Raw genomic sequence first — 21,583 nt, forward strand, 5'->3', positions numbered from 1 at the left:
GCAGAAAGAGCGATCGGCTGGATCATATTTTGGATATCAATCCGTTTCCTATCTTGAATGAAGCGGTTAAGGTAAGCACAGGATCACAAACAGGATTGCGTAATGGATGATCAAATCCTGATTATTGACGATGAAGAGCTGCCCCAGACAGCACCGCGACCCGCCGGCTGGAAGGTGATGATAGTGGACGATGAGCCCGAGGTGCATCGCATCACCAAGATTACCCTGAGCAAGTTTGAGTTCGACGGCAAGCCCATCGATTTTCTGCACGCCTATTCGGCCGCCGAGGCCAAGTCCCTGCTCGCCACCACCCCGGATGTCGCCCTGCTGCTGCTCGATGTGGTCATGGAAGCGGATCACGCCGGTCTGGAGGTGGTCAAGTTCGTGCGCGACGAGCTGCAAAACAAGATGGTGCGCATAGTGCTGCGCACCGGCCAACCCGGTCAGGCGCCGGAAGATGACGTCGTCACCAACTACGACATCAACGACTACAAGGACAAGACGGAACTCACCTCCCAGAAGCTGCGCACCCTGCTGCGCGCCAGCCTGCGATCCTACCGGGACATTCGCACCCTGGAGAGCAATCGCCAGGGGCTGGAGAAGGTCATCGAGGCCTCCAAGGGGATCTTCGAGCAGCGGGCACTGCGGCAGTTCGTCGAAGGGGCCCAGACCCAGCTCAGCGCCCTGCTCAACCTGGAAGAGTCCCAGATCTATGATGTGAAGCATCTGGCCTACGAGGTGCGGGATCAGGTGCTGGAGCCCCTGCTCAGCGACGGCCCGGCCCTGCGCCTCAGTGAAGCGCCGGCCATACTGCGCTGCGCCATGGACAAGGGCGCCAACGTCTACGACGGCAACCAGCTGGTGCTCTACTGCCAGAACCCCCGTCATCACCTGCTGTTCCACATCGAGACCACCCGTCCCCTCAGCCAGATGGATACCGGCCTGCTGAGCCTGTTCACCGAGAACATCATAGTGGCGCTGGAGAACATCCGGCTCAACGAGGTCATCGGCGACAACCAGCGCGAGATCATCTACCGCATCGGCGAGCTGGTGGAGAGCCGCTCCAAGGAGTCCGGCCTGCACGTCAAGCGGGTGGCGCTCTACACCGAGCTGTTCTGCCAGCTGCTGGGCATGAACGAAGACAGGTGCGAGCTCATCAAGCGCGCCTCTCCCCTGCACGACATCGGCAAGGTGGGGATCCCGGATGCCATCCTGCACAAACCGGGCAAACTCACCCCGGATGAGTGGGAGATCATGAAGACCCACGCCCAGCTGGGACAGGACATGCTCTCCGGCAGCGATCTCGCGCTGTTCCAGATAGGGGCCACCATAGCCGGGAACCATCACGAGAAGTGGAACGGCAGCGGCTACCCCCGCGGGCTAAAGGGAGAGGCCATCCCGCTGGAGGGGCGCATAGTCGCGCTGGCGGACGTGTTCGATGCCCTGGGGTCGGATCGCTGCTACAAGCAGGCCTGGCCACTTGATGAGGTGCTGGCGCTGATCAGGGCAGAGAAGGGAGAGCACTTCGATCCCCTGCTGGTGGACCTGATGCTGACCAACCTCGAGAGGTTCCTCGAGATCCGAGAACAGTACAAGGACGTCTATATCGGCGCCCACTGAGACGGGGGTCCTGCGAGCTGCCACCTCGCCATCATGCAGAAGCCGCCCACAGGGGCGGCTTCTTTGCTTTGCATTGAGCGCGTGCTACTGCTCCGGCAGATTGAGATCCAGCTTGGGCTCCGCCGCCGGGGTCGCGGCCTCGCTTTGTGCCTTCTGGGCCGCCATCGCCTTGTGCAGGGTGCGGCGCTTTTGCAGCAGGATGAAGCCACCCGCCCCCAGCAGGAGCAGCAACAGGCCGCCACCTCCCAGGGCCCAGGGCAACCAGACCGGGCTCTCCCGCTCCTCAAACCTGGCCTGGGCCAGTACCGCCGCCGAGGTGGGAGACGCCGCTGAAGGAGTGGGCGCCGGTGGCGGCATGATGGTGAACGACTTGACCGGCAGTTGCAGTTGCACCTCGCGGCCGAGCCGGGTGGTGCCAAACAGGGTCGCTTCCACCCTGTACTGGCCTGCCGCCTTGAGGGCGGAGAGATCGACGCCAAGGCGGGGCTCGGTTGCCACCGCATTGAAGGCCATGCTGACCCCTGCGCTGTCGATGGCCTTGCCCTGGATCACCACTGAGGCCGGATCCAGCTCGTCGGCATCGATGAGCAAGGAGAGCCTGGCCCCGGTATCGCCGGAAGGGGCATCCAGGGTGTAGCTCAGCGGCCAGGGGAAGAGCAGCACCTGCTGGGACTCGGCACGAGAGAACACCTGGTTGCCGGTACTGTAGAGGGCGCGATACTTGCCTGCCGGTACGTCCAGCACCGCCTCGGCGGTCAGCACGCCATCCCCGGGCACCTCGTCGAGCCCCTTGCCATCATCCAGATAGTGCCCGAGGGTCTCCTCGACGATGGGCTCCCCGCTCTGGGCCGCATCGTTGAACTGCTGCAGCTTCACCGTCATGCCGAGATCGGAGAGGTAGTAGTCCGCCCCCGGCGCCGCCCCGTCGATCAGCAGCCTGGATTGCAGCTTGACCCGCTCCCCCTGATAGAGGCGGGTCGGCAACGGCTCGCTCTCGAGCCGGATATCGGTGAGCAGGCGCACCCTGTTGTCAGGGTCCACCTCGCCGATGGCCTGCCAGGGGCCCGGCATGGGGTTGCGCACCGTGATGAGATCCTGATCCTGCTGCGTCAGCCAGCCCACATCCGGCGGCGTGACCTTGCCCACATAGAGCTTGCTGCCATCCGGCCGCACCAGGATCACCGACGGCGTGCCCGGCTTGCGCTTGATGATGAAGGTGATCTCCTTGACCCCGTAATCGATGCGAAAGCGGTTGTCGAGCAGCGGAATGTCGGAGGGGGCAAACACCTCGTTGGCCATGCCGGAGAGGGAGGTCAGCAGCAGCACGCCACCCCAGAGCGAACTCATTACCGCCACAGGCAGGCTCCCCCTTTCTTCTGTACCAGATCCAGCCTGGCCTCATGGGCGGCGACCACCTCGTCGCTGGCGCGCACCACCTTGAGGGGCGCGCGGTTGCTCTCCAGCCGGCGGATCCCGGTGTCCTGGTTGCTGTCATTCTCGTTGCTCTCGCTGGCCAGATTGAGCTTGGTCTGGCCACCCGTCATCAGCAGGTAGACGTCCGCCAGGATCTCCGCATCGAGCAAGGCCCCGTGCAGGGTACGGTGGGAGTTGTCGATGCCGTAGCGATCGCACAGCACATCCAGGTTGTTGCGCTTGCCGGGGAAAAGGTCCCGCGCCATCGCCAGGGTATCCGTGATGCCGCAGATGTCCGCCGTCTTGAAGTCGAGGCCGAGCTTGCTGAACTCATAGTCCATGAAGCTCACGTCAAAGGGCGCGTTGTGGGCGATGAGCTCGGCACCGCGGATGAAGGCGATGAAGTCGTCGGCTATCTGGCTGAAGGAGGGCTTGTCCGCCAGGAAGGCATCGGTGATGCCGTGCACGGCGATGGCCTCGGGGTCCACCAGCCGATCCGGCTTGATGTAGACATGGAAATGGTTGCCGGTCAGTTTGCGGTTGATCACCTCCACACAGCCGATCTCGACGATGCGGTGCCCGAGGTAGACGGGGCCGCCTGCCGTGTTCATGCCTGTGGTTTCAGTATCCAGAATGATCTGGCGATTCAGTTGGGGTGTGCTCATGATCGAATCCATGTCAAACTTCGGTTTTATTCGCTAGTTTACCCCAAGACACATGCTAAAAAAGATTGATTTGTATACGGATGGTTCCTGCCTCGGCAATCCGGGCCCCGGCGGCTATGGCGCCGTCATGGTCTATGGCCAGCACCGCAAGGAGTTGGCAGGGGGCTATCGGCTGACCACCAACAACCGGATGGAGCTGATGGCCGCCATCATGGGGCTGCGCACCCTGAACGAACCCTGCCAGGTTCGCCTGACCACAGACAGCCAGTATGTGCGCCAGGGCATCACCCAGTGGATCATCGGCTGGAAGAAGAAAGGCTGGATGACATCCAACCGCCAACCGGTCAAGAACGTCGATCTCTGGCAGGCGCTGGACGCGGAAGTGGCGCGCCACCAGATCGAATGGCTCTGGGTCAAGGGCCACTCCGGTCACCCGGAGAACGAACGCTGTGACGTGCTGGCCCGGGATGCCGCCAGCGGCAAGCAGCTCGCCGAAGACACGGGTTACCAGCCCTGAGATGCCGAAGCGTCTCTATCAATGAAGGGAACAGCCAGCGGTCTGCCGTGGCATCCTCGTCACCAGCCCTGGCGCGCCATGCCAGGCGCCGCCATCGACTCCGGCAGGCGCCAGCGACGGCGCACCGGGGTGACGGGGAAACGCCGCTTGCGGGCGGCTATCACATAGACAGAGGCAAAGGCCCTGCAGTAATCCCGCCCCAGGCTCTCCCGCCACCAGCCGATCCGGCTCTGCTTCCCCATGAAGGAGAAACCGAAGCGCTCGTCAAACATCACCTCGCACCCCAGCAGTTGCAACCAGTCGGTCACCCGGGCAGGGGTGAACATGCGGGCCGACCAGGGCAGGTGTTGTCGCATGAAGGGCAGGTAATGACCCAGGCCGACCAGGCTGGTGGGGTTGTAGCCGCTGACGATGAGCCAGCCGTCATCGGTCAGCACCCGCTCAGCCTCGCGCAGCACCTGGTGGGGATCCGGTGAAAAGTCGAGGCAGTGGGCGAGCAGGCAGGCATCCACGCTGGCGGTGCGGATCGGCAAGGCAAGGGGATCCCCCTTGATATCCAGCAAGCGCCCGCCGGGGGCAACACCTAGCTGGTGGCGAATGGTGGAGCTGCCGCAGGAGAGCTCGGCGCTCAGGGCGCCAATTTTCAGCAGATGGTAGCCAAACAGATGAGGGCACCAGTTGTCGAGCCGCTCCTGGAGCTCGGCCGCCACCCAGTCCCCCATGGGCAGTGCCGACCAGCTGGTCGGGATCGCGATCTGTTGTTCGGTACGTGCCAGCTGCATAATGGGACCAATCCGGGGTGCGAATGCCATCTTGTTATATAAGATCCCTTCCACAAAGAGAACACAAAGAGAAGCCGACCCATGTATACCGTCATCACAGTTCCCGCCTTCAGCGACAATTACATCTGGTTGATCCGACACGAAAATCACTGCCTGGTCGTGGATCCGGGCGAGGCGGCCCCCGTGCTGGAGCGGCTCGAGACCCTCGGGCTTGAGCTCGATGCCATCCTGCTGACCCACCATCATCGCGACCATGTGGGCGGCGTCACGGATCTGCTCCACCATTTCCCCCATGCCCGCCTCTATGGCCCCAAGCATGACCCCATGCCGGATCACCACGGCCAGTGGCTCGATGACGGGGATCAGATCAACTGGCACGGCCTGAGCCTGGATGTCCTCCACATCCCCGGCCATACCCTGGGCCACATCGCCTATCACGGCCATGGCATGCTGTTTTGTGGCGACACCCTCTTCAGTGCCGGCTGCGGCCGCCTGTTCGAAGGCAGCCCAGCCCAGATGTATGGATCCCTGCAGCGGCTCGCGGCCCTGCCCGATGACACCCTCCTCTATTGCGCCCATGAATACACCCTCTCCAACCTGCGTTTCGCCCATGCGGTCGAGCCGGACAACCTGGCGATCCAACGCCGGATCGGGGTGATCAGCAAGCTGCGTCAGCAGGGCCTGCCGAGTCTCCCCTCACGCCTGGGGGATGAGCGGCATTTCAATGTTTTTCTGCGCTGCAATGAGGACTCAGTGAAATTTTCTGCTGAGAAATACGCCCTTAAATGCTTGGAAAATCCAGAGGATACCTTCACCGTGCTGAGGGGCTGGAAGGACGTTTTTTGAACAAACCTTGATCAGGGGGCCATTGCCCCTTATGATGCGAGCTGTTTTTCAAGAGATGACCTGAGCGAGATGAAGCTACGAACGGCCTTATTGGCGGCGCTGTTTCTCAGCGGCTGTCAAAACCTGAGCCATCAGGATGACCGGGCGGTAACGGCAATCGAGCCGATCAAATCCCCCCAAGTCAGCAAGAAAACATACAAAAAACATTCGGCACGCTTCCTGTTCGGCGATGAACAGATTGAAGAGCTGGATGACACGGATAACCTGTGGGTGCGTATCAGCGATGATATGCAGCTGGACTCGCACGAAAATGCTCGTGTCCGCCAGCAACGTGATTGGTTACTGCGTAATGATAAGCATATGGCGACCATTGCCAGCCGGGCTGAGCCCTACCTGTATCTGATGGTAGAGGAAATCGAACGGCGTGAGCTGCCAATGGAGCTTATTACCATCCCCATGATCGAGAGCATGTTCGATCCCAATGCCCGCTCCCGCAGCAATGCGGTGGGTCTTTGGCAGTTCGTTCCTGCGACCGGCAAGAACTTCGGCCTGCGCCACGACAATTGGTATGACGGCCGCCGCGATGTATTGGCGTCCACCAATGCCGCACTGGACTACCTGGAGTACCTGAACCGTTTCTTCGACGGCGACTGGCTGCAGACGCTGGCCGCTTACAATGCCGGCGAAGGCCGGGTACGCAACGCCATAATCCGCAATCAGAAGGCCGGTCGGCCGACCGATTACTGGTCGCTGGACCTGCCCCGCGAGACCCGGATGTATGTGCCCAAGATCCTGGCCATGGCCGACATGATCCGCAATGCGGACAAATACAATGTCACCCTGCCGGTGCTGGCCAACAAGCCGCAGCTGCGGACCATCAACACAGGTGGCCAGATCGATCTGAACGTGGCGGCCCAGCTGGCAGGCGTCTCTGCTTCCCAGCTCAAGGCCCTCAATCCGGCACTCAAGCGTGGCATGACCTCGCCGCGAGGCCCCTACAACCTGTTGGTACCCATCGAGTACGCCGACACCCTGGAGCTGGCTCTGGCCGATCTGCCCCAGCGTGAACGTACCCGTGGCGTGCGCTCCTACCAGGTCACCAGCGGCGATACCCTCTCCCGCATCGCCCAGAACCACGGGGTGAGCGTGCAGCAGCTCAAGCTGGCCAACAATCTGCGCGGCAACAATCTGCGCCGTGGCCAGAGCCTGGTGATCCCCAACGGCGGCACCGCTAGCCAGGTCACCCGCAGCAAGCCCCAGCAACTGGCAAGCCGCAGTGGCAGCAAGATCCAGTATCAGGTGCGTTCGGGTGACAATCTGTGGAGCATCAGCCAGGCCCACGGGGTGACCCACGCCGATCTGGCCAAGTGGAACGGTCTGAGCGCCAAGTCAGCCCTGAAACCGGGCATGAAGCTGGTGGTCTGGCCCAAGCAGGGCAAGGGCAGCAACAAATCCATGGTCTATCAGGTGCGTCGCGGGGATTCCCTCTCCTCCATCGCCGCCCGCTTCCAGGTCGCCGTCAACGACGTGATGCGCTGGAACCAGCTCGGCAAGAGCGACTACCTCAAGCCGGGGCAGGAGCTGACCCTGTTCGTGAAGAACAACAGCTGATCGCTTCTCACCGAATAAAAAAATACCCCGCGAGTGCGGGGTATTTTTTTGTCTGCATAAACCAGCCGAAGCCAATCCCCCTTGTTGGGAGTCAGACTCAGGGAGTGATGGCCTGGGCCGCGAACCGCGCCATGATGGGATTGTGATCCGAGGCATCGGTGGCCGGCGAGCTCACCTCCACCAGGTCCAGGTTGCGGTAGTAGAGGTGATCCAGCGGACGGCCGAAGGCGGTACGGCGCAAGTCGGGCACGGGGATGGCCTCCTGCAGGCCGAGCTCGCCGACCAGCTTGTTCAGCCAGAACTCGCGCTTGTCGCTCCAGGTGTTGAAGTCTCCCCCCAGGATGACAGGGCCCTGATGGCGATGGATCAAGGCGGTCAGATCGTTGAGCTGTTCGCGGAAGGTGGCCATCCCCAGCTCGAAGTTGACCGCATGCAGGTTGACCACCAGCACGCCGTCAGGATCCCCCTGCAAGGGGTAGAGGCTCACCAGACCGGACTTGGGGATGCGCAGCAACGGCTCGGGGGAGCGCACGCCACAGACGAAGGCCTGCGGCGTCTTGGCCACCGTCATGACACCGAAGGAGACGCCGCCCTGGGTGAACGCCTGCAACTGCTGCCACTGGAAGTCGCCGGCACGCAGCCATTGCAGCATCTCGGGCCGGGTCGCCGACTCCTGCAACAGCACCAGATCCTGGGACTTGGCATATTCATCCAGCCCTTCGCGCCAGTTCTTGCGCTGCCCCTTGTAGAGATTCCAGACGGTGATGCCAAACTCGCGGGGCAAGGCGGTGGAGGCCAGCGCCACCAGGGGGGGCTTCTGGCAATCAACGCCGGGCACTATGCCCGCCGCCGTGACCAGGTGATCCTGATCCGGCACCTCGAAACAGCCAACCAGTCCCAGCGTCAGCAGGGAAGTCCCCAGAATCCGATAACTATTTTTCATTGGCTAACAATCACCTGCCTCTGCAAGGCGCCATGATCCTCACAGAGGTCATGGACGCCGACTAGTCTCATTATTCGTGTCCGGCCCGACTCATCCATGAGGGATCCCGCAATGGCGAGACAGCACCAGTACCGCGTGACATTTTATGATCAACAAGGAACCTGTCATCAAGTGGAGCTTTCCACCGTCTATCAGATCAGACGGGATCCCCAGTGCGATCTCTGCCTGTTCGACACGGATCAGTGCGTCGGCTCGGAAGAGATGCTGGAACGCATGATACGGCAAAAAACCGGGCTTGAGCAGGAAATATCCATCATCAACGCCCGGCTCATCTGAGCAGGTTCAGACCGGAACGGGACGGGATTTGCCCTGATCGTCGATGGCCACGTAGGTAAAGACCCCTTCCGTCACGCAGTAACGCTGGGCCTCATTCTCCCGCAGCACCGGCTTGACCCAGACCTCCAGCTTGAGGCGCATGGAGCTGCGCCCGACCTTCAGGCAGCGACCATAGCAACACACCACGTCGCCCACCTTGACCGGACTGTGGAAGGTCATGCCCTCCACCGAGACGGTACAGATGCGTCCTTTTGCCAGCTCCTTGGCCATGATGCCCCCACCTATATCCATCTGGGACATGATCCACCCCCCGAAGATATCGCCATTGGGGTTGGTATCGGCTGGCATCGCCAGGGTTCTCAGCAACAGCTCCCCATCGGGATGACGCTTTGTCTCTTCCATCATTACCGCTCTCTCTATATGGATGGCGGCATGATAGGGGGCGATCCCGCCCTTGGCAAACCTCAATTGCCGAGCGGACCCGCGCCACGCGGGGCTCCCGTGCCCAACCACATGCAAAGAAGACCAGGTTGAAACCCATCCTGACTCAGCCTTGCAAGGACGCCTGGGCGGCAAACCAGTGGGCCGGATCCGGCCAGCGGTAGACAAAACCCAGTCGCTGGCAGATGCGATCTCCCTCGATGGGAGAAAAGTCCCCCGCCGGCTCGATGAACTGCGGGGGCGCCAGCCCGAGCAGACGGCTCGCGAAGGGATAGAGCTGCTCCCGGCGCGGGTGGACCGGGGCGCTCAGGTTATAGGCGTCCCCCTCCTGCCCCGCCGCCAGCATCAGCTGGCAGGCCGCCACCACATCGTCCAGATGCACCAGGTTCACCGCCTGCCCTCCCCCCGCCAGCGTCTTGCCCGCGAGGAAGCGCCCGGGGTGTCTGTCCGGACCGTAGAGGCCGGCCGGGCGCAGCACCATGGCGCAGGCAAAGCCTCCCTCCTGGACAGCCAGTTCTGCCGCCCGCATCCGCTCTCCCCTGGCGCTGGCCGGACTCGGGGTCTCATCCTCCCCCTGCCCTGGCGCCCACACCGAGGTCGCGCTGATAAAGAGCACCTTGCCAGCGCCGGCCGCCCTGGCCAGCTGGCACAGCCGAGCCACCGACGCCGGGTAGTCTTGGGTCTTGCTGGGGGGGACGCAGATCACCAGATCGCGGCAGCGAAACGGCAGCGGGCCCGCCATGTCCGGGGCCAGCAGCAGCGGCCAGGCCGCGATGCCCCCGTCACGCAACCGGGTCGCCTTCTCGAGGGAACTGACCGTCACGGCGACGGACTGACCCTGCGCCTGCAACGCCCTGGCCAGGGGCAACCCCAGCCAGCCTGCTCCCACTATTCCCGTCTGATACTCGTGTTCGGTCGTCATTGGCAAAATCCTGACAAAAAAAAACGGCCATCCATGATGACCGTCGAAAGTAACGAAGGAAATAGCCGGATGAACCGGTTACCTCCCACAGCGGGAAAATCGGGAGCGCACGCTCCTAATTCGTGGGCCTATCCTAGTGGCAGCGCGGTCAAAAAGCTTTGAAGCGGATCACAGTTGAAAAGGATTTCTGAAAGCGCTTTCACCGTTTGATGAAAAAGCTGGCCCGCTTGGGGCCAACTTCATGGCTCAGGCCACGGACTCCCGACGCACCAGTTCCGCTTCAAACTTGAGCGCTAGACCCTCTACCGGCTTGTGATCCAGCAGGCGCAAGGCCAGCTCGGCGGCCCGCTCTCCCATCTCCTCGATGGGGTAGCGCACCGTGGTGAGCTTGGGATAGATGTAACGGGCATAGGGTATGTCGTCGAAGCCGACCACCGAGACCTGCTGCGGTATCTTGTAGCCCCGCTCCAGCAGGCAGGAGATGGCCCCCGCCACCATGGCATCGTTGAAGCCCAGCACGGCCGTGAAGGGAACGCCGCGCTCCAGCAGCTCGCTCATGGCCACATAGCCCCCCTTCTCGTCGGCGAAGGCGCGACCGATGAGGGCAGGATCCAGCTCGATGCCGGCCCGTTGCAGGGCGACACGATAGCCGGCCATCCGCTGCTGGCCATCGACGAACTCCTCGTCATCCGAGGTGATGAAGGCGATCCGGCTGTGCCCCGCGTCCAGCAGGTGCTGACAGGCCGTGGTGATGCCCGCCTGGTTGTCGAGCCAGACGCAGCGCTCCTCGCAGCCCGGCACCTGACGATTGATGAAGACGATGGGGGTGGACCCCGACGCCAGCTCGCTCAGCTCTTCGTCCGGCAGCGCCTTGCTGTGCAGGATCAGGGCGTCGCACTGGCGTTGCAGCAGCGCCTGGATGGCGTGACGCTCCCGGGCCGCGTCGTGGTTGCCGGAGACCACTATGGTGAACTTGTTCGCCTTGTCGACCATGCTCTCGATGCCACGCATCATCTGGGCGAAGAAGGGGCCACCACAGAGATCCCCAACCAGGACACCGATGCAGTTGGAACGCTTGCTTACCAGGGCCTGGGCGAAGCTGTTTGGACGAAAACTCAGCTCCTTCATGGCCGCGAGCACGGCCTCGCGCTTCTCGGGTGCAACCTGCGCCGTGTTGTTGATGACTCGCGACACCGTCGAAATGGACACATTCGCCAGCTGAGATACGTCTTTGATCGTTGCCACTCTCAATTCCTTTGTTGGGGAAGCCTGTCTGTGTTGATCGGGCATTATATCGAACCAGTCAGACCAAGACGCGGCGCCCGATCACCTGACAGGTTTCCTTTTGTAACAAAGCTTAAGGGATAATAACCATTCTGAGGCAAGAATGGGAGGCAGTCGCTGACGCGACTGCCTCGGTTCTCAATAGGCGTGATTGAGCTCGCGTTCCGACATGAAACGCAGGGGCTGCTGCAGCTTGTGCTGGTAGATGAGATCGAAGGAGAGCACGTTCTGGACGTAGTTGCGCGTCTCTTTATAGGGGATGCTCTCAACCCAGACATCCATCGGCTTGTTGGTGCTCTGATCCCGCCAGCGCTTGACCCTGCCGGGGCCCGCATTGTAGGCCGCCGCCGCCAGGATCCGGTTGCCGTCATAGACGTCCAGCAGCCGCTTGAGGTAGGCGCTGCCGAGGCGGATGTTCATGGCGGGATCGAACAGCTGCTGCTCGTTGCGATAGGGCACCCCCAGCTTGCTGGCGGTCTCCCTCGCGGTGGCCGGCATCAGCTGCATCAGGCCACGCGCCCCGACCGGCGACTGCGCCAGCGGATAGAGGGCGCTCTCCTGACGGGAGATGGCGTAGAGCAGGCTGGTGTTCATGGTGCGCTCCTGCGCCATCTGGGAGAAGGTGCGCTTGAGGGGCAAGGGGAAGCGCAAGTCGATCGCATCCCAGGCCTCGGCCCGGATGCTGGAGAGGATCGCCAGCTCGTGCCAGCCCTGGTTGAGGGCGATATGACCGAACTCCAGGCGCTGGGCCACGGGGTTGCGATCCATGTTATGGATCCACTCAGAGCGTGCCGCCGTGATCTCGTTCATCGCCAGCAGTTCGCGCACCCGCACCAGGAAAGGCCAGCGGCTGCTGGCGGTGCGCCAGTCCGGCACCTTGTGCCCCACGCTCTGGTTCTTGATGCGATAGGGCACACCGGTGCGCTGCGCCGCCATGAAGCCATAGAAGCCGCGCAGATTGGCGGTCTCGAGATAGAGCTCCCGCGCCGGTTTCTGCCGCCCCTGCACCTCCAGTGAGCGTGCCAGCCAGTAGCGCCAGCGATCCTCCTTCTGCAGTGCCATGGGCATCCGCTTGACCCAGCCTTCGAGGCCGCGCCAATCCTGCTCCCAGATGGCGAGCCGTGCCCGCAGCTCCACCAGCTCGGCATCCTTCATCCGCACCAGGGTCGCATCCAGCCAGCTGCGCTGGGCGAGGGAGCGATCGAGCAGCAGGCGGCGGGCGGCGGCGCGCTCCACCCGGGCAACCTCGGCCTGGTTCAGGCCGAAGCGGCGCTTCATCTCCCCCAGCTGGCGCAGGGCGGGCTCGGGTTGCTCGTTGGCATAGCGGGCCAGCCCGAGGGAGAGCAGCTGCCTCGACTGCGGCGCCGTCGAGAAGGAGGCCGGGTTCATCGCCCTGGCCGGTTGATCAAACAGGGCTATCATCTGATCCCCATAGGGTTTCAGACTGCCCCCCAGCTGGGCGCCGAGGTGGCGGATGAGATTGGGGTTCTGCGCCTCGAAGGCCAGGTTCATCCGCTGCCAGATCTTCTCCTGGGTGCGCAGGCCCGCCTGCTGCCAGAGCTGGAACAGGGGATCGCAGGCATCGGGTCTGGACTGGCCGCTCAGCCAGAGCTTGCCCGCTTCCTGCAGGGCCTCGCTCTTGTGGCCGGTGTAATAGCGGGCCTGGTAGTGCATGCAGAGCAGATCGGTAGAGTTCGGCTTGGCCGGGTAGAAGCGCAGGAACTGGGACCACTGCTGGCTCTGGGCCAGGTAGGTGAGGTAAGCGCGCTCCAGACGGTTGGACTGGGGGGTATCCCCGTGCTGGCGGATGAAGCGGGTCACGTCGTCGTAGTCTGCCGCCCCGGGCCGGAACGCCAGCTGGTAGTAATCCAGATAGGGCAGCAGCGGATAGTGGTTGAGGCGGGCGCGGATCTGCTGGAAGCGCTCCTGATCATTGGCACGCACGGCGTCATAACCCTCGCGATAGAGGGACTGCTCCATGGTTTGCGCAAAGACGGGGGCCACTAGCCCTGGCACACACAACGCCGAAAAGATGATTCCCTGCACGGCTTTCACGAAAGGCATTCTCCCTTAAGAAGAGGCATAACCACCGCCCGCTGGCGGTGGTGAGATACCTTCATTCTACCCGTTAAAGATGGGCGCTACGCCACACTATTTTTGTCGGCAGGGGCGGCGCGATCATGGCGGCTCAGGCGGCTGATGTAGCGCTCCAGATAGGGCACGGGCAGCGGCTTGGAGGCGAGATAGCCCTGGAAGAAATGGCAGCCCTGCGCCTGCAGGAACTCCAGCTGCTGGCGGGACTCCACCCCCTCGGCCGTCACGTTGAATCCCATGTGACGGGCCATGGCGATCACCGCCTCTACGATGGCCATGTTGTCGCCATCCTTGGGGATGTCCTGGATGAAGGAGCGGTCGATCTTGAGCTCATCGGCGGGCAGCCGCTTGAGGTAACTCAGGGAGGAGTAGCCGGCGCCGAAATCGTCGATGGCGAAGCTGATGCCAAGGGTCTTGAGCTCGGCCATCTTGCTGATGGTGTCCTCCGCATGACCGAGTACCACGGACTCGGTGATCTCCAGGTTCAGGCAGGAGGGATCCATGCCGGTGGCGGCCAGCACATCGTGGATCCGATCGACGAAATCGTGGGCATGGAACTGCTTGGCACTGACGTTAACCGACAGCTGGGGCACGTGGATCCCGTTCTCCTCCCAGGAGACATACTGGGTACAGGCCTCATGCAACACCCAATTGCCGATGTCGACGATGAGATCCGTCTCCTCGGCGATGGGGATGAACTCGGCGGGAGAGACCAGGGCACGGCCAGGCGGCTGCCAGCGGATCAGCGCCTCCACCCCTATGATGTCCCCCCCTTCGACCATGTGCTGAGGCTGATAGTGAAGGGTCAGCTCCTGATTGTTGAGGGCGCTGCGCAGCTCGTTGTGAATGAGCAGGCGCCTGTCCGCCTGCAACTGCATGGAGGCATCGAAGAAACGCCGGGTCTTGCGACCCGCCGACTTGGCCTGGTACATGGCGGTGTCGGCCTGCTTGAGCAGATCCCCGGCCTCCTGCTCCCTTCCGGGGAAGAGCGTGATGCCGACGCTGGCCCCGATGTGCAGCACCTGGCCCCCGTGACTGTAGGGGGCGGCAATCTCGCCGATGAGCCGCTCGGCGATGAGATCGGCCTGCATCTCCGCCTGGGGCGGGCTGATGGAGAGGCCGGGCAGCAGCAACACGAACTCGTCGCCGCCGAGCCGGGCCAGACAATCCCCCTGCCGCACCAGCCGCTTGAGGCGATTCGCCACCTCCTTGAGCAGCCAGTCGCCGGTGGCATGGCCGAGGGAGTCGTTGATGGTCTTGAAGTGATCGAGATCGATGAACAGCAGGGCGCCGATCAGGTGCTCGCGGCTCGCCTCGCTGAACGCCTGGGCCAAGGTCTCGTGAAGCTGGCGGCGATTGGGCAAACCGGTCAGCTCGTCGTAATAGGCGAGATCCTGGATGCGGCGCTCCGCCGCCTTACGCTCGGAGATGTCTTCGAAGAAGATGACGTAGTGGCTGATGCCTCCCTTGTCATCCTGCACCGGCGTGACGATTTCCCACTGGGGGTAGACATGGCCGTCGGCGTGCAGGCGCAGCGTCTCTCCCTGCCAGCGATCCAGGGCGTTGAGCTCATAGCCGAGCCCCCCGAGCCCGGACCAGAGGTCGTTGCCAAGGTGCAGGCCTATCACCCCCTGGCTGTCGAAGCCGGTGATCTGGCTGAAGGCGTAGTTGACCCGCAGGATCTTGAAGTCCGGATCCGTGATGATGATGCCTTCATGGGTTTCGAACGCCACCGCAGAGAGTCGCATCAGGGCGTCGCTCTGCAGACGCTCCAGCTCGGCCACCATACGCACCGAGAAGATGGTCAGCACGGATCCCAGATCGGCGGTCTGGGTCTGGTTCGGGAACAGCAGGGCGAGATGGCCCAGGATCTGGCCACTGCGATCCAGCAGGGGCTGCGCATAGTAGTGCTGGCCAGGGGGCAGGCAGGTGCAGCCGGTCAGGGGCTCGCTGATGGGGGTCGCACTGGCGGCGCCCCGATAGAGCTGCTGGCAGGGCATGTCCGCCAGGGCGTACTCCTTGAAGTCGATGCCGTGGCTCGCCAGCACCCTGAGCCGGTCAAGGCCCACCCGCTCCGTCAGCCAGACCGCGTTGGCCCCCAGGATATGGGCCAGCTCGTTGACCAGGGTATGGCAGAAATCGAGGCCAGTCCTCGCGGAGAGCGCCTGCGCCAGCTGGGCCAGCAAGGGGGCTTGCAGCAGGGGAAGCGGCGGGGCCAGGCTGGCGGGCGGCTCGGCGCGGCTGGCGGCGTTGTGAGCCATCTCCAGGGGCGCCAGCCAGCCGCAGCAGAGCTGCTGGGCCGGCACATACTGGCCGTACCAGAGCACGTGATGCACTGTGCCTGCCTCATCGCTGAGGTGACCGATAAACTGGCCGGGCTGGCCCGAATGGTGGAGTCTTGCGAGAAAATCGGCGAAACCGGATTCATCTTCTGGCGCCAGCTGGCTGGCCCAGGGATGAGCCCCCTCCCCTTGCCAGGGCTGGCAAGAGAGATGATCGGACAGACTCCACTGCTCATGCTGCCGATCATAAAACCACATCATCTGGGTGGCTTGTTGCTTCATTTACAACTCCAACACTACAACCACGTTATCCACCCCGACACATGCAGAAAAGCATATCCGTTTGTGCGCATATCTCCACCGGCGCATGGCAATCCTTTTGCGATGCGATAAACGATGTGGGTAGAGAAAATGCGAGACTGAGCGGTGAAAACCAGACATCGGGTCGACACAAGGCGCTGCCAAGGGGGGACAGAAACGATCCTATTCGCGCATACTGCCTGCCCGTTTCGCTGAGCTCAAGCGGTTTTTGGCATGAAACGGGAAAAGCTCACAATTTAGGGATTGCCGGATCACCAAGGGGATATTTTGTGATGCAGATCACATTTTGATTCGGCCACATGGGTAATCTGAGGGTGAAGACACAAGCAAGACGACCCGAAGGGGGCCAATATGAAAATCGAAATGACCAGTAAAATCATCGACATTACCCCAGCCATCCGCGAGCGCATTGAATCCCGTTTTGAAAAGCTCGAGCGTCTTCAGGTGCCTCTTATCACACCCCATGTGATCATCTCCAAAGAGCGTTTGATGTATATCGTCGAAGCCACCGCCGGCATTCCCAACGGCAAGTTGTTTGCGCAGGCAGAGCACGAGGATCTGTATGCCGCCATCACGGATCTGGGCCAGAAGCTGGAGCGCCAGCTCAATCGCCATATCGAGAAACCCCTCGCCCGCCGCGCGGCAGTCGCTGGCAAGGACGTTCCCGAGGTGGACGAAGCCGACGCCTAATCCCGGTTATCCCATCCATTGCGCAAGAAGGCGGGTCATCCCGCCTTTTTGCATCTTCTCTCTGCGCCTCTGGTATCAGGCCAGCCAGCGCAAGCGAGCATCCACCCCCCGCGTCAGATCATCCAGCAACGGCAGCATCAGCAAGGGATCCTCCCCCCTGGGCTCGGAGGCGAGCTTGCCCTGCCAGCGTTCCCGCCCGAGAGCAGACAGATTGTCATACACGGCGGGATCCAGCGCCGGTGTCCGGTTGACCACCGGGGGAGATCGCAACGCCAGCCAGAGCCGCACATCGGCCATGCAGCCCCCCTGCTGCAGGCGCTCGTTGAGTGCCCAGGCGCCGGATTCCCCCGGCTCGCCCGCCAAGGCGGCCTCGGGCATCAAACCGAAACGGGTGCGCCATGGCTGTGCTGGCGGTGCCGCCGTCGGGGCGGACCCAAACCAGGGTTGCTCCTCGACCGCATCGGTCAGCAGCGCCAGGTGCAGCCTGAAGTCGGCCCTGTCTCCCTGACGGAGATCCTGGTTGAGCCGCTGGCCCAACTGGGCTTCATCGACGAGCAATCGATCACGAATCGCACTGGGCAGCATGGGATAAATCTTGGAAATGAGGGTTTCATTGCTTATCGGCCGTCAACCCAATCCTTTAAGCATTAAAAATCCCTGCCAAGGGGTTCACAAGCGCGACAGATCTGTTAGTATGCGCCTCGCACTTGGGGAGGGGTTCCCGAGCGGCCAAAGGGATCAGACTGTAAATCTGACGGCTCTGCCTTCGAAGGTTCGAATCCTTCTCCCTCCACCATTCAAGTGCCACAATCAGGTCATGCCCTGTGGAGGGGTTCCCGAGCGGCCAAAGGGATCAGACTGTAAATCTGACGGCTCTGCCTTCGAAGGTTCGAATCCTTCTCCCTCCACCATTCTTCTTAAGACCCGGCCTGGCGCCGGGTTTTTGCTTTTCAGGGCATCCCTGCCCTGCCAGAATGCACCATGAAAAACGGGAGGCCAAGGCCTCCCGTTTTCGTGCTCATCCCCTTCACAGGGTGAAGCGATAGAAGATGTCTACCGCCTGGGCCACCCCGCTCATGGCCTGCAGATAGAGTCTGGGCATCAGCTCGTAGCGCAACTTGAACTCGGCGATGGGGCTGAACACCCCGACGCCGTACTGGAACTGCAAGCCAGGCAGCAGGTAGGCAGACAGGGTCACCTGGGTATCATCACCGCTCCCTGCGGTGTCGAGTGCCACATCGCTCATGCCCAGCGACTCCCCGATGCTGGAGACCACCCCACTCGCCTGGCTCACCGCCCCCGCCACCAGCAGGCCGTTGAAGCCACCATCCTCGCCACTGGTCTGCAACCCCTTGCCGCGCAGCAGGTAGGAGAGCTGCTCGGACTGCGCCATCTGCGGCTCGGAATAGACGGTGATCTTCGGCTTGGCCGCCGGCCCCGTCACCCGGACCCCGACGGTGACGTTGTCCTCTATGGTGTCGGGATCCCGGTAGGTCTCTATGTTGAGATAGGGCTGATCGATGGGGCCGGAGAAGAGGATCCGTCCCTCCTTGATGATGAGGTTCTGACCATAGGCCTTGAAGCGTCCATCTTTCAGCTCCAGCTGACCATTGCCCGACATGGGCTTGGAAGGATCCTGGCGAATGCCGAGCGCCCCCGTCACCTTGGTCTTGAGCCCCATGGCCTCCAGCCGGACATCGTCACCGAGCCGGATGGCGAGCTTGATCTCCATCGGCAGGGGCTCCGCCTTGGGCACTGGCGGCAGATCGTCATAGATGACGGTCACGTCATCCGAGACCGCCACCGCACTCTCCGGCAAGGTCTTGACCAGGATGCGCGACCAGGGGATGTCCACCTGACCGCTGACCCTGGTCTCCTCCCCCAGGGAGATGGCGATGTCAGGCGTCACCCTGACCCGACCCATGCCCGGGTACTGGGCTTCCAGATCCTTGCCCTTGATGGTGAGACTGCCGGTCACCGGCAGCCTGGCCCAGCTCAGCCAGCCCCCCAGCACGAGCGGCCCCTTGCCCACCAGCATGGAGCCGTCGAGTTCGGCCCGGTTGCCGTCTATCTTGAGGCGGGTCACCAGCCTGGAGAGGGTCACCATGTCGGAGTGGGTCTGCACCTCCCCCTCCAGCAGGTTCAGCTCACCGTACAGCAGGGGCGCCGCCAGGGTGCCATCGAAGCGGGCATCCGCCGAGATGAAGCCTTGCAGGGAGCGCACCTCGGGGATGAGGGGGGCAAAGGTCGCCAGCTTGAGGTCGTCAAACTTGAGCTGACCCGACAGCTGGCCACGGCCCGCTGGCTCCTTTATCAGCAGATCCGTGTCTATGTTGCCTATCTGTCTGGAGGCGAAATCGAGCCGGATGGCGGCCTGCTGGCGTTCGAAATCGACCCCGAGCTCGAGGCGCTGGTACTCGGTCTTGATCTCGTCGGCCACCAATGTACCCGGCGTGGTGCGCACTGTGGCGTGCAGGGTCGGCTGGCTGCCGCGCCAGCTGGCGCGGCCGTCCGCCGACAGCACCGCCTGCCAGCGGAAGTTGTCCGGCAACCAGGGGCGCAGCCGCTTGAGATCGAACTCGCTCAGGGCAAACTCCAGGCTGCCCTGGGCGGCCGAGATCTGGCTGCCCTTGACGCAGAGGCTGGCCTTCTGGGAGCCCAGGCAGAGATCCCCCATGGTCAGTTGTTGTCTGGGCAAGTCCAGATCCAGGGACCAGGGGGCGGTCAGGGACCAGCGCTTGAGCGGGGTCTTCACCTTGAGCTCGGAGAGGGTGCCGCGCCAGCGATCCCCGCGCAGGCTGCCATTCAGACTCAGATCCGCAGCCACCGGATCCCCCTTCATGGTCAAGGTGAGCCCGTGGCGGTCGAGATCGCCACTCAGGTTCAGGGCTATCTTGGAGAGTGCCGTCGTCCCCTGCACCAGGCTCGCCACCGTCAGGGCCAGCTCGCCGGCCGGTTTCTCCCCCACCAGGGCGTTGCCCTTGATGACAGTCTCTTTCAGCACGGTTCCGGCATAGGAGAGGCGGCTCGAGACCAGATCCGCATTCACCCTCGGCGCCTGCTGGCTGCCGGTGACGCGCACCTGTCCCTTGAGGTCGCCCCCAAGGCCGGGGTAGATGCCGCCGAGCTTGGGGGCATCTATCTGGGCATCCAGCTTCCAGGCCTGGGCGGTGAGCGCCCCCTTGGCCTGCAACTGGTTGGGACCGCTTTGCAGCGCCAGGGCCGGGATGGTCCACTCCATCTTGTCGTTGCCGCTGAGGGCGCCCTTGAGCGCCAGCGGATACTGGTTGAGCTTGCCGTCCACCTTGAGCTCCGGCAGGGCCAGCTGCCAGTGGCCCGCCTCGTCAAGCTCGAAGCGGCTCGCTATCTTGCCCGCCAGCGTCCCCTTGATCTCGGGCACCAGCTCGGCCGGGTTGATCCCCTTGAATTCGGTGGTCCCCTGCCACTGGACACCCTTGCGCCAGGCGAGCTTGCCATCGAGCCTGAGCTCCCCCTTCAGGGCGCCCAGCAGCAGCTTTATCTGGCTCAGCTGCTCCAGATCCCCCTTGCCCGAGAGCGCCAGCTTGAAGGGGGGCACGTCCGTGCCCTTGCCGGCGGTGTCGAGTGCAAACTGATAGCCAGAGAGCTTGCCCTTGGCGCTCAGGCTGCCCTTGTCCAGCCGATAGCTCGGCTCATCCTTGGCCGGTTTGTGCAGCGGCCAGCCGAGGCTCTTCCAGTCCAGCGCCAGATCGAAGGGCAAGTCGGGATCCAGCGTCGCCAGCGTCCCCTTGAGGTTGGCCGCGATCGGTCCCTTGGCCTTGAGCGCCAGCCCAAGCTTGCCCACGGAGCCATCCAGGGTCAGGTTCGCCTGCTCGGTGTCGAGCTCCCACTGCTTGAGCCCCTTGCGGGCCTTGGCATCCAGGGTCAGGGCGAGGGGATAATCCGAGGTCAGGCTGACATGGCCCTTGAGCGCCAGATCCGCCATGGCGTGGCGCAAGGAGAGCTCACGCACCTCGATGCGCGCATCCTGGGCCTTGGCCGACAGCAGCAGCTTGTCGAGCCCCTCGACGAGCTCCCCCTGCTGATAGCGCACCCGGGTCGCCGCCAGGCCTTCCAGCTGGATGGGGAATGGCAGGCGGATCTCGGGCAGCTGGATGGGGGCGGCCGCCTCTGGCTTCGCCTTGGCGGTTGCGGTCTCCTTGGGCTCGGCCTTGGTCGCGCCCTGCGCCTTGGCCGTCTTGCTGGCGGCCGGCTTGGCCGCCTCGTCGGCAGCAGGGGCCTCGGCCAGGGTCACGTTCAGGCCATCGAGCACGGGCCCGCGCACTATGAGCCCCTTGCGATCCAGGGTGGCGCCGATGTCGAGGGCGGCCAGGGTCACCCCAACGCCGGGGACGGCCAGGTCCAGATCCGTCACCTTGAGGCTGTCCACCTGGATGCGCAGTGGCAACGGGCGCCAGACGAAGGGCTCGGTGGGCTCTTCCGGCACAGGCTCAGCGTCGGCGACCTTCACCACAGGGTGGGTGACCGTCAGGGACTTGATCCAGAGCTTGCCCTGCAGCAGCTTGCCGAGATCCCAGTCCAGCACGGCCCGCTCGACGGTGACATCCACCAGCTCGTCCTGCCAGCCGACCCCTTCCAGGGTCCAGCCATAGCCGAGTTGGCCCGCCACCAGCTCCCCCTTGAGGGAGGGCAGCGCCCCTTTGGCCTGCTGCCACAGCCACTTGTTGCCCTGATGGGTGAAGCCCAGCAGGCTGACGCCGATGAGCAGCAGGAAGACGAGCCCCATGAGCCACAAGAAAATACGCTTTACCCAGATCACAGCGCAGACTCCCGAGAA

At 63.1% G+C, this 21,583-nt stretch carries 18 protein-coding genes and 2 tRNA genes; 8 read left to right on the top strand and 12 right to left on the bottom strand.

Going from position 1 to position 21,583, the window contains the following annotated elements:
* Positions 1 to 102: 102 nt before the first annotated feature.
* On the top strand, positions 103 to 1,620 hold the full coding sequence (locus AC1IN8_RS04195) for an HD domain-containing phosphohydrolase (protein WP_479758159.1): 1,518 nt from the start codon (positions 103 to 105) through the stop codon (positions 1,618 to 1,620).
* Positions 1,621 to 1,704: 84 nt separating this feature from the next.
* Here AC1IN8_RS04195 and AC1IN8_RS04200 read toward each other — a convergent pair whose 3' ends face one another.
* The gene (locus AC1IN8_RS04200) at positions 1,705 to 2,967 is read right to left on the bottom strand and encodes a TIGR03503 family protein (RefSeq protein WP_479758160.1); all 1,263 of its coding nucleotides are present in this window, start codon (positions 2,965 to 2,967) and stop codon (positions 1,705 to 1,707) included.
* Positions 2,967 to 3,698: a DNA polymerase III subunit epsilon gene (gene dnaQ / locus AC1IN8_RS04205; RefSeq protein ID WP_479758161.1), complete on the bottom strand. Its 732-nt coding sequence runs from the start codon at positions 3,696 to 3,698 to the stop codon at positions 2,967 to 2,969. The genes AC1IN8_RS04200 and dnaQ overlap by 1 nt, the downstream gene beginning before the upstream one ends.
* Before the next feature lie 52 nt (positions 3,699 to 3,750).
* On the opposite strand from dnaQ, the gene rnhA reads away from it, so the two are divergent.
* Positions 3,751 to 4,215, top strand: a complete 465-nt coding sequence (rnhA, locus tag AC1IN8_RS04210) for a ribonuclease HI (RefSeq protein WP_479758162.1) — start codon at positions 3,751 to 3,753, stop codon at positions 4,213 to 4,215.
* A gap of 59 nt (positions 4,216 to 4,274) precedes the next feature.
* Here the strand turns inward: rnhA and AC1IN8_RS04215 are convergent, their stop codons facing one another.
* Entirely contained in the window at positions 4,275 to 4,997 is a 723-nt protein-coding gene (locus AC1IN8_RS04215) for a class I SAM-dependent methyltransferase (protein WP_162519303.1), read from the bottom strand.
* An 81-nt stretch (positions 4,998 to 5,078) separates the two neighbouring features.
* Between AC1IN8_RS04215 and gloB the strand changes: the two genes are divergently transcribed.
* Complete coding sequence (gloB, locus tag AC1IN8_RS04220) at positions 5,079 to 5,843, top strand: hydroxyacylglutathione hydrolase (protein WP_247626843.1); 765 nt, start codon at positions 5,079 to 5,081, stop codon at positions 5,841 to 5,843.
* An 87-nt stretch (positions 5,844 to 5,930) separates the two neighbouring features.
* Here the strand turns inward: gloB and AC1IN8_RS04225 are convergent, their stop codons facing one another.
* A complete protein-coding gene (locus AC1IN8_RS04225) occupies positions 5,931 to 6,149 on the bottom strand; it encodes a hypothetical protein (protein WP_241672827.1) in 219 nt (72 codons plus the stop codon).
* A gap of 54 nt (positions 6,150 to 6,203) precedes the next feature.
* Between AC1IN8_RS04225 and AC1IN8_RS04230 the strand changes: the two genes are divergently transcribed.
* Positions 6,204 to 7,454 carry a LysM peptidoglycan-binding domain-containing protein gene (locus AC1IN8_RS04230; protein ID WP_247626844.1) on the top strand — a complete coding sequence of 417 codons (1,251 nt, stop codon included), beginning with the start codon at positions 6,204 to 6,206 and terminating at the stop codon, positions 7,452 to 7,454.
* A 97-nt stretch (positions 7,455 to 7,551) separates the two neighbouring features.
* Here the strand turns inward: AC1IN8_RS04230 and AC1IN8_RS04235 are convergent, their stop codons facing one another.
* Entirely contained in the window at positions 7,552 to 8,397 is an 846-nt protein-coding gene (locus AC1IN8_RS04235) for an endonuclease/exonuclease/phosphatase family protein (RefSeq protein ID WP_139439273.1), read from the bottom strand.
* Between the two features lie 111 nt (positions 8,398 to 8,508).
* On the opposite strand from AC1IN8_RS04235, the gene AC1IN8_RS04240 reads away from it, so the two are divergent.
* Positions 8,509 to 8,733 carry a hypothetical protein gene (locus tag AC1IN8_RS04240; RefSeq protein ID WP_025326386.1) on the top strand — a complete coding sequence of 75 codons (225 nt, stop codon included), beginning with the start codon at positions 8,509 to 8,511 and terminating at the stop codon, positions 8,731 to 8,733.
* A gap of 6 nt (positions 8,734 to 8,739) precedes the next feature.
* Here the strand turns inward: AC1IN8_RS04240 and yciA are convergent, their stop codons facing one another.
* The 5 genes from yciA to AC1IN8_RS04265 form a co-directional block, all read right to left on the bottom strand.
* The gene (gene yciA, locus AC1IN8_RS04245; RefSeq protein WP_005325590.1) at positions 8,740 to 9,138 is read right to left on the bottom strand and encodes an acyl-CoA thioester hydrolase YciA; all 399 of its coding nucleotides are present in this window, start codon (positions 9,136 to 9,138) and stop codon (positions 8,740 to 8,742) included.
* Between the two features lie 142 nt (positions 9,139 to 9,280).
* Complete coding sequence (locus AC1IN8_RS04250) at positions 9,281 to 10,096, bottom strand: NAD-dependent epimerase/dehydratase family protein (RefSeq protein WP_479758163.1); 816 nt, start codon at positions 10,094 to 10,096, stop codon at positions 9,281 to 9,283.
* Between the two features lie 246 nt (positions 10,097 to 10,342).
* Positions 10,343 to 11,341: a LacI family DNA-binding transcriptional regulator gene (locus AC1IN8_RS04255; RefSeq protein WP_041206143.1), complete on the bottom strand. Its 999-nt coding sequence runs from the start codon at positions 11,339 to 11,341 to the stop codon at positions 10,343 to 10,345.
* 177 nt (positions 11,342 to 11,518) lie between these two features.
* A complete protein-coding gene (locus AC1IN8_RS04260) occupies positions 11,519 to 13,435 on the bottom strand; it encodes a transglycosylase SLT domain-containing protein (protein WP_479758165.1) in 1,917 nt (638 codons plus the stop codon).
* An 86-nt stretch (positions 13,436 to 13,521) separates the two neighbouring features.
* Positions 13,522 to 16,038 (bottom strand): putative bifunctional diguanylate cyclase/phosphodiesterase, encoded by a 2,517-nt coding sequence (locus AC1IN8_RS04265; RefSeq protein WP_479758166.1) that lies wholly within the window; start codon positions 16,036 to 16,038, stop codon positions 13,522 to 13,524.
* A 390-nt stretch (positions 16,039 to 16,428) separates the two neighbouring features.
* Between AC1IN8_RS04265 and hpf the strand changes: the two genes are divergently transcribed.
* Entirely contained in the window at positions 16,429 to 16,767 is a 339-nt protein-coding gene (gene hpf, locus AC1IN8_RS04270) for a ribosome hibernation-promoting factor, HPF/YfiA family (RefSeq protein ID WP_025326380.1), read from the top strand.
* Positions 16,768 to 16,842: 75 nt separating this feature from the next.
* On the opposite strand, the gene AC1IN8_RS04275 is transcribed toward hpf, so the two are convergent.
* Entirely contained in the window at positions 16,843 to 17,352 is a 510-nt protein-coding gene (locus tag AC1IN8_RS04275) for a VC2046/SO_2500 family protein (RefSeq protein WP_479758168.1), read from the bottom strand.
* A gap of 126 nt (positions 17,353 to 17,478) precedes the next feature.
* On the opposite strand from AC1IN8_RS04275, the gene AC1IN8_RS04280 reads away from it, so the two are divergent.
* Together AC1IN8_RS04280 and AC1IN8_RS04285 are read left to right on the top strand one after the other, a co-directional pair.
* Positions 17,479 to 17,563, top strand: a tRNA-Tyr gene (locus AC1IN8_RS04280).
* A 30-nt stretch (positions 17,564 to 17,593) separates the two neighbouring features.
* Positions 17,594 to 17,678 (top strand) — tRNA-Tyr (locus AC1IN8_RS04285).
* Between the two features lie 116 nt (positions 17,679 to 17,794).
* On the opposite strand, the gene tamB is transcribed toward AC1IN8_RS04285, so the two are convergent.
* Entirely contained in the window at positions 17,795 to 21,565 is a 3,771-nt protein-coding gene (gene tamB, locus AC1IN8_RS04290) for an autotransporter assembly complex protein TamB (RefSeq protein ID WP_479758169.1), read from the bottom strand.
* Positions 21,566 to 21,583 lie beyond the last annotated feature (18 nt).

It is taken from the genome of Aeromonas sp. 130281, from assembly GCF_056642115.1.

What these genes read in the sequence shown, in the direction of transcription:
- AC1IN8_RS04195 (WP_479758159.1), top strand. Translation starts at nt 103, where the DNA reads ATGGATGATCAAATCCTGATTATTGACGATGAAGAGCTGCCCCAGACA.
- hpf (WP_025326380.1), top strand. Translation starts at nt 16,429, where the DNA reads ATGAAAATCGAAATGACCAGTAAAATCATCGACATTACCCCAGCCATC.
- AC1IN8_RS04215 (WP_162519303.1), bottom strand. Translation starts at nt 4,997, where the DNA reads ATGCAGCTGGCACGTACCGAACAACAGATCGCGATCCCGACCAGCTGG.
- yciA (WP_005325590.1), bottom strand. Translation starts at nt 9,138, where the DNA reads ATGATGGAAGAGACAAAGCGTCATCCCGATGGGGAGCTGTTGCTGAGA.
- AC1IN8_RS04265 (WP_479758166.1), bottom strand. Translation starts at nt 16,038, where the DNA reads ATGAAGCAACAAGCCACCCAGATGATGTGGTTTTATGATCGGCAGCAT.
- AC1IN8_RS04275 (WP_479758168.1), bottom strand. Translation starts at nt 17,352, where the DNA reads ATGCTGCCCAGTGCGATTCGTGATCGATTGCTCGTCGATGAAGCCCAG.
- AC1IN8_RS04250 (WP_479758163.1), bottom strand. Translation starts at nt 10,096, where the DNA reads ATGACGACCGAACACGAGTATCAGACGGGAATAGTGGGAGCAGGCTGG.
- gloB (WP_247626843.1), top strand. Translation starts at nt 5,079, where the DNA reads ATGTATACCGTCATCACAGTTCCCGCCTTCAGCGACAATTACATCTGG.
- rnhA (WP_479758162.1), top strand. Translation starts at nt 3,751, where the DNA reads ATGCTAAAAAAGATTGATTTGTATACGGATGGTTCCTGCCTCGGCAAT.
- AC1IN8_RS04200 (WP_479758160.1), bottom strand. Translation starts at nt 2,967, where the DNA reads ATGAGTTCGCTCTGGGGTGGCGTGCTGCTGCTGACCTCCCTCTCCGGC.
- AC1IN8_RS04230 (WP_247626844.1), top strand. Translation starts at nt 6,204, where the DNA reads ATGGCGACCATTGCCAGCCGGGCTGAGCCCTACCTGTATCTGATGGTA.
- dnaQ (WP_479758161.1), bottom strand. Translation starts at nt 3,698, where the DNA reads ATGAGCACACCCCAACTGAATCGCCAGATCATTCTGGATACTGAAACC.
- AC1IN8_RS04235 (WP_139439273.1), bottom strand. Translation starts at nt 8,397, where the DNA reads ATGAAAAATAGTTATCGGATTCTGGGGACTTCCCTGCTGACGCTGGGA.
- AC1IN8_RS04240 (WP_025326386.1), top strand. Translation starts at nt 8,509, where the DNA reads ATGGCGAGACAGCACCAGTACCGCGTGACATTTTATGATCAACAAGGA.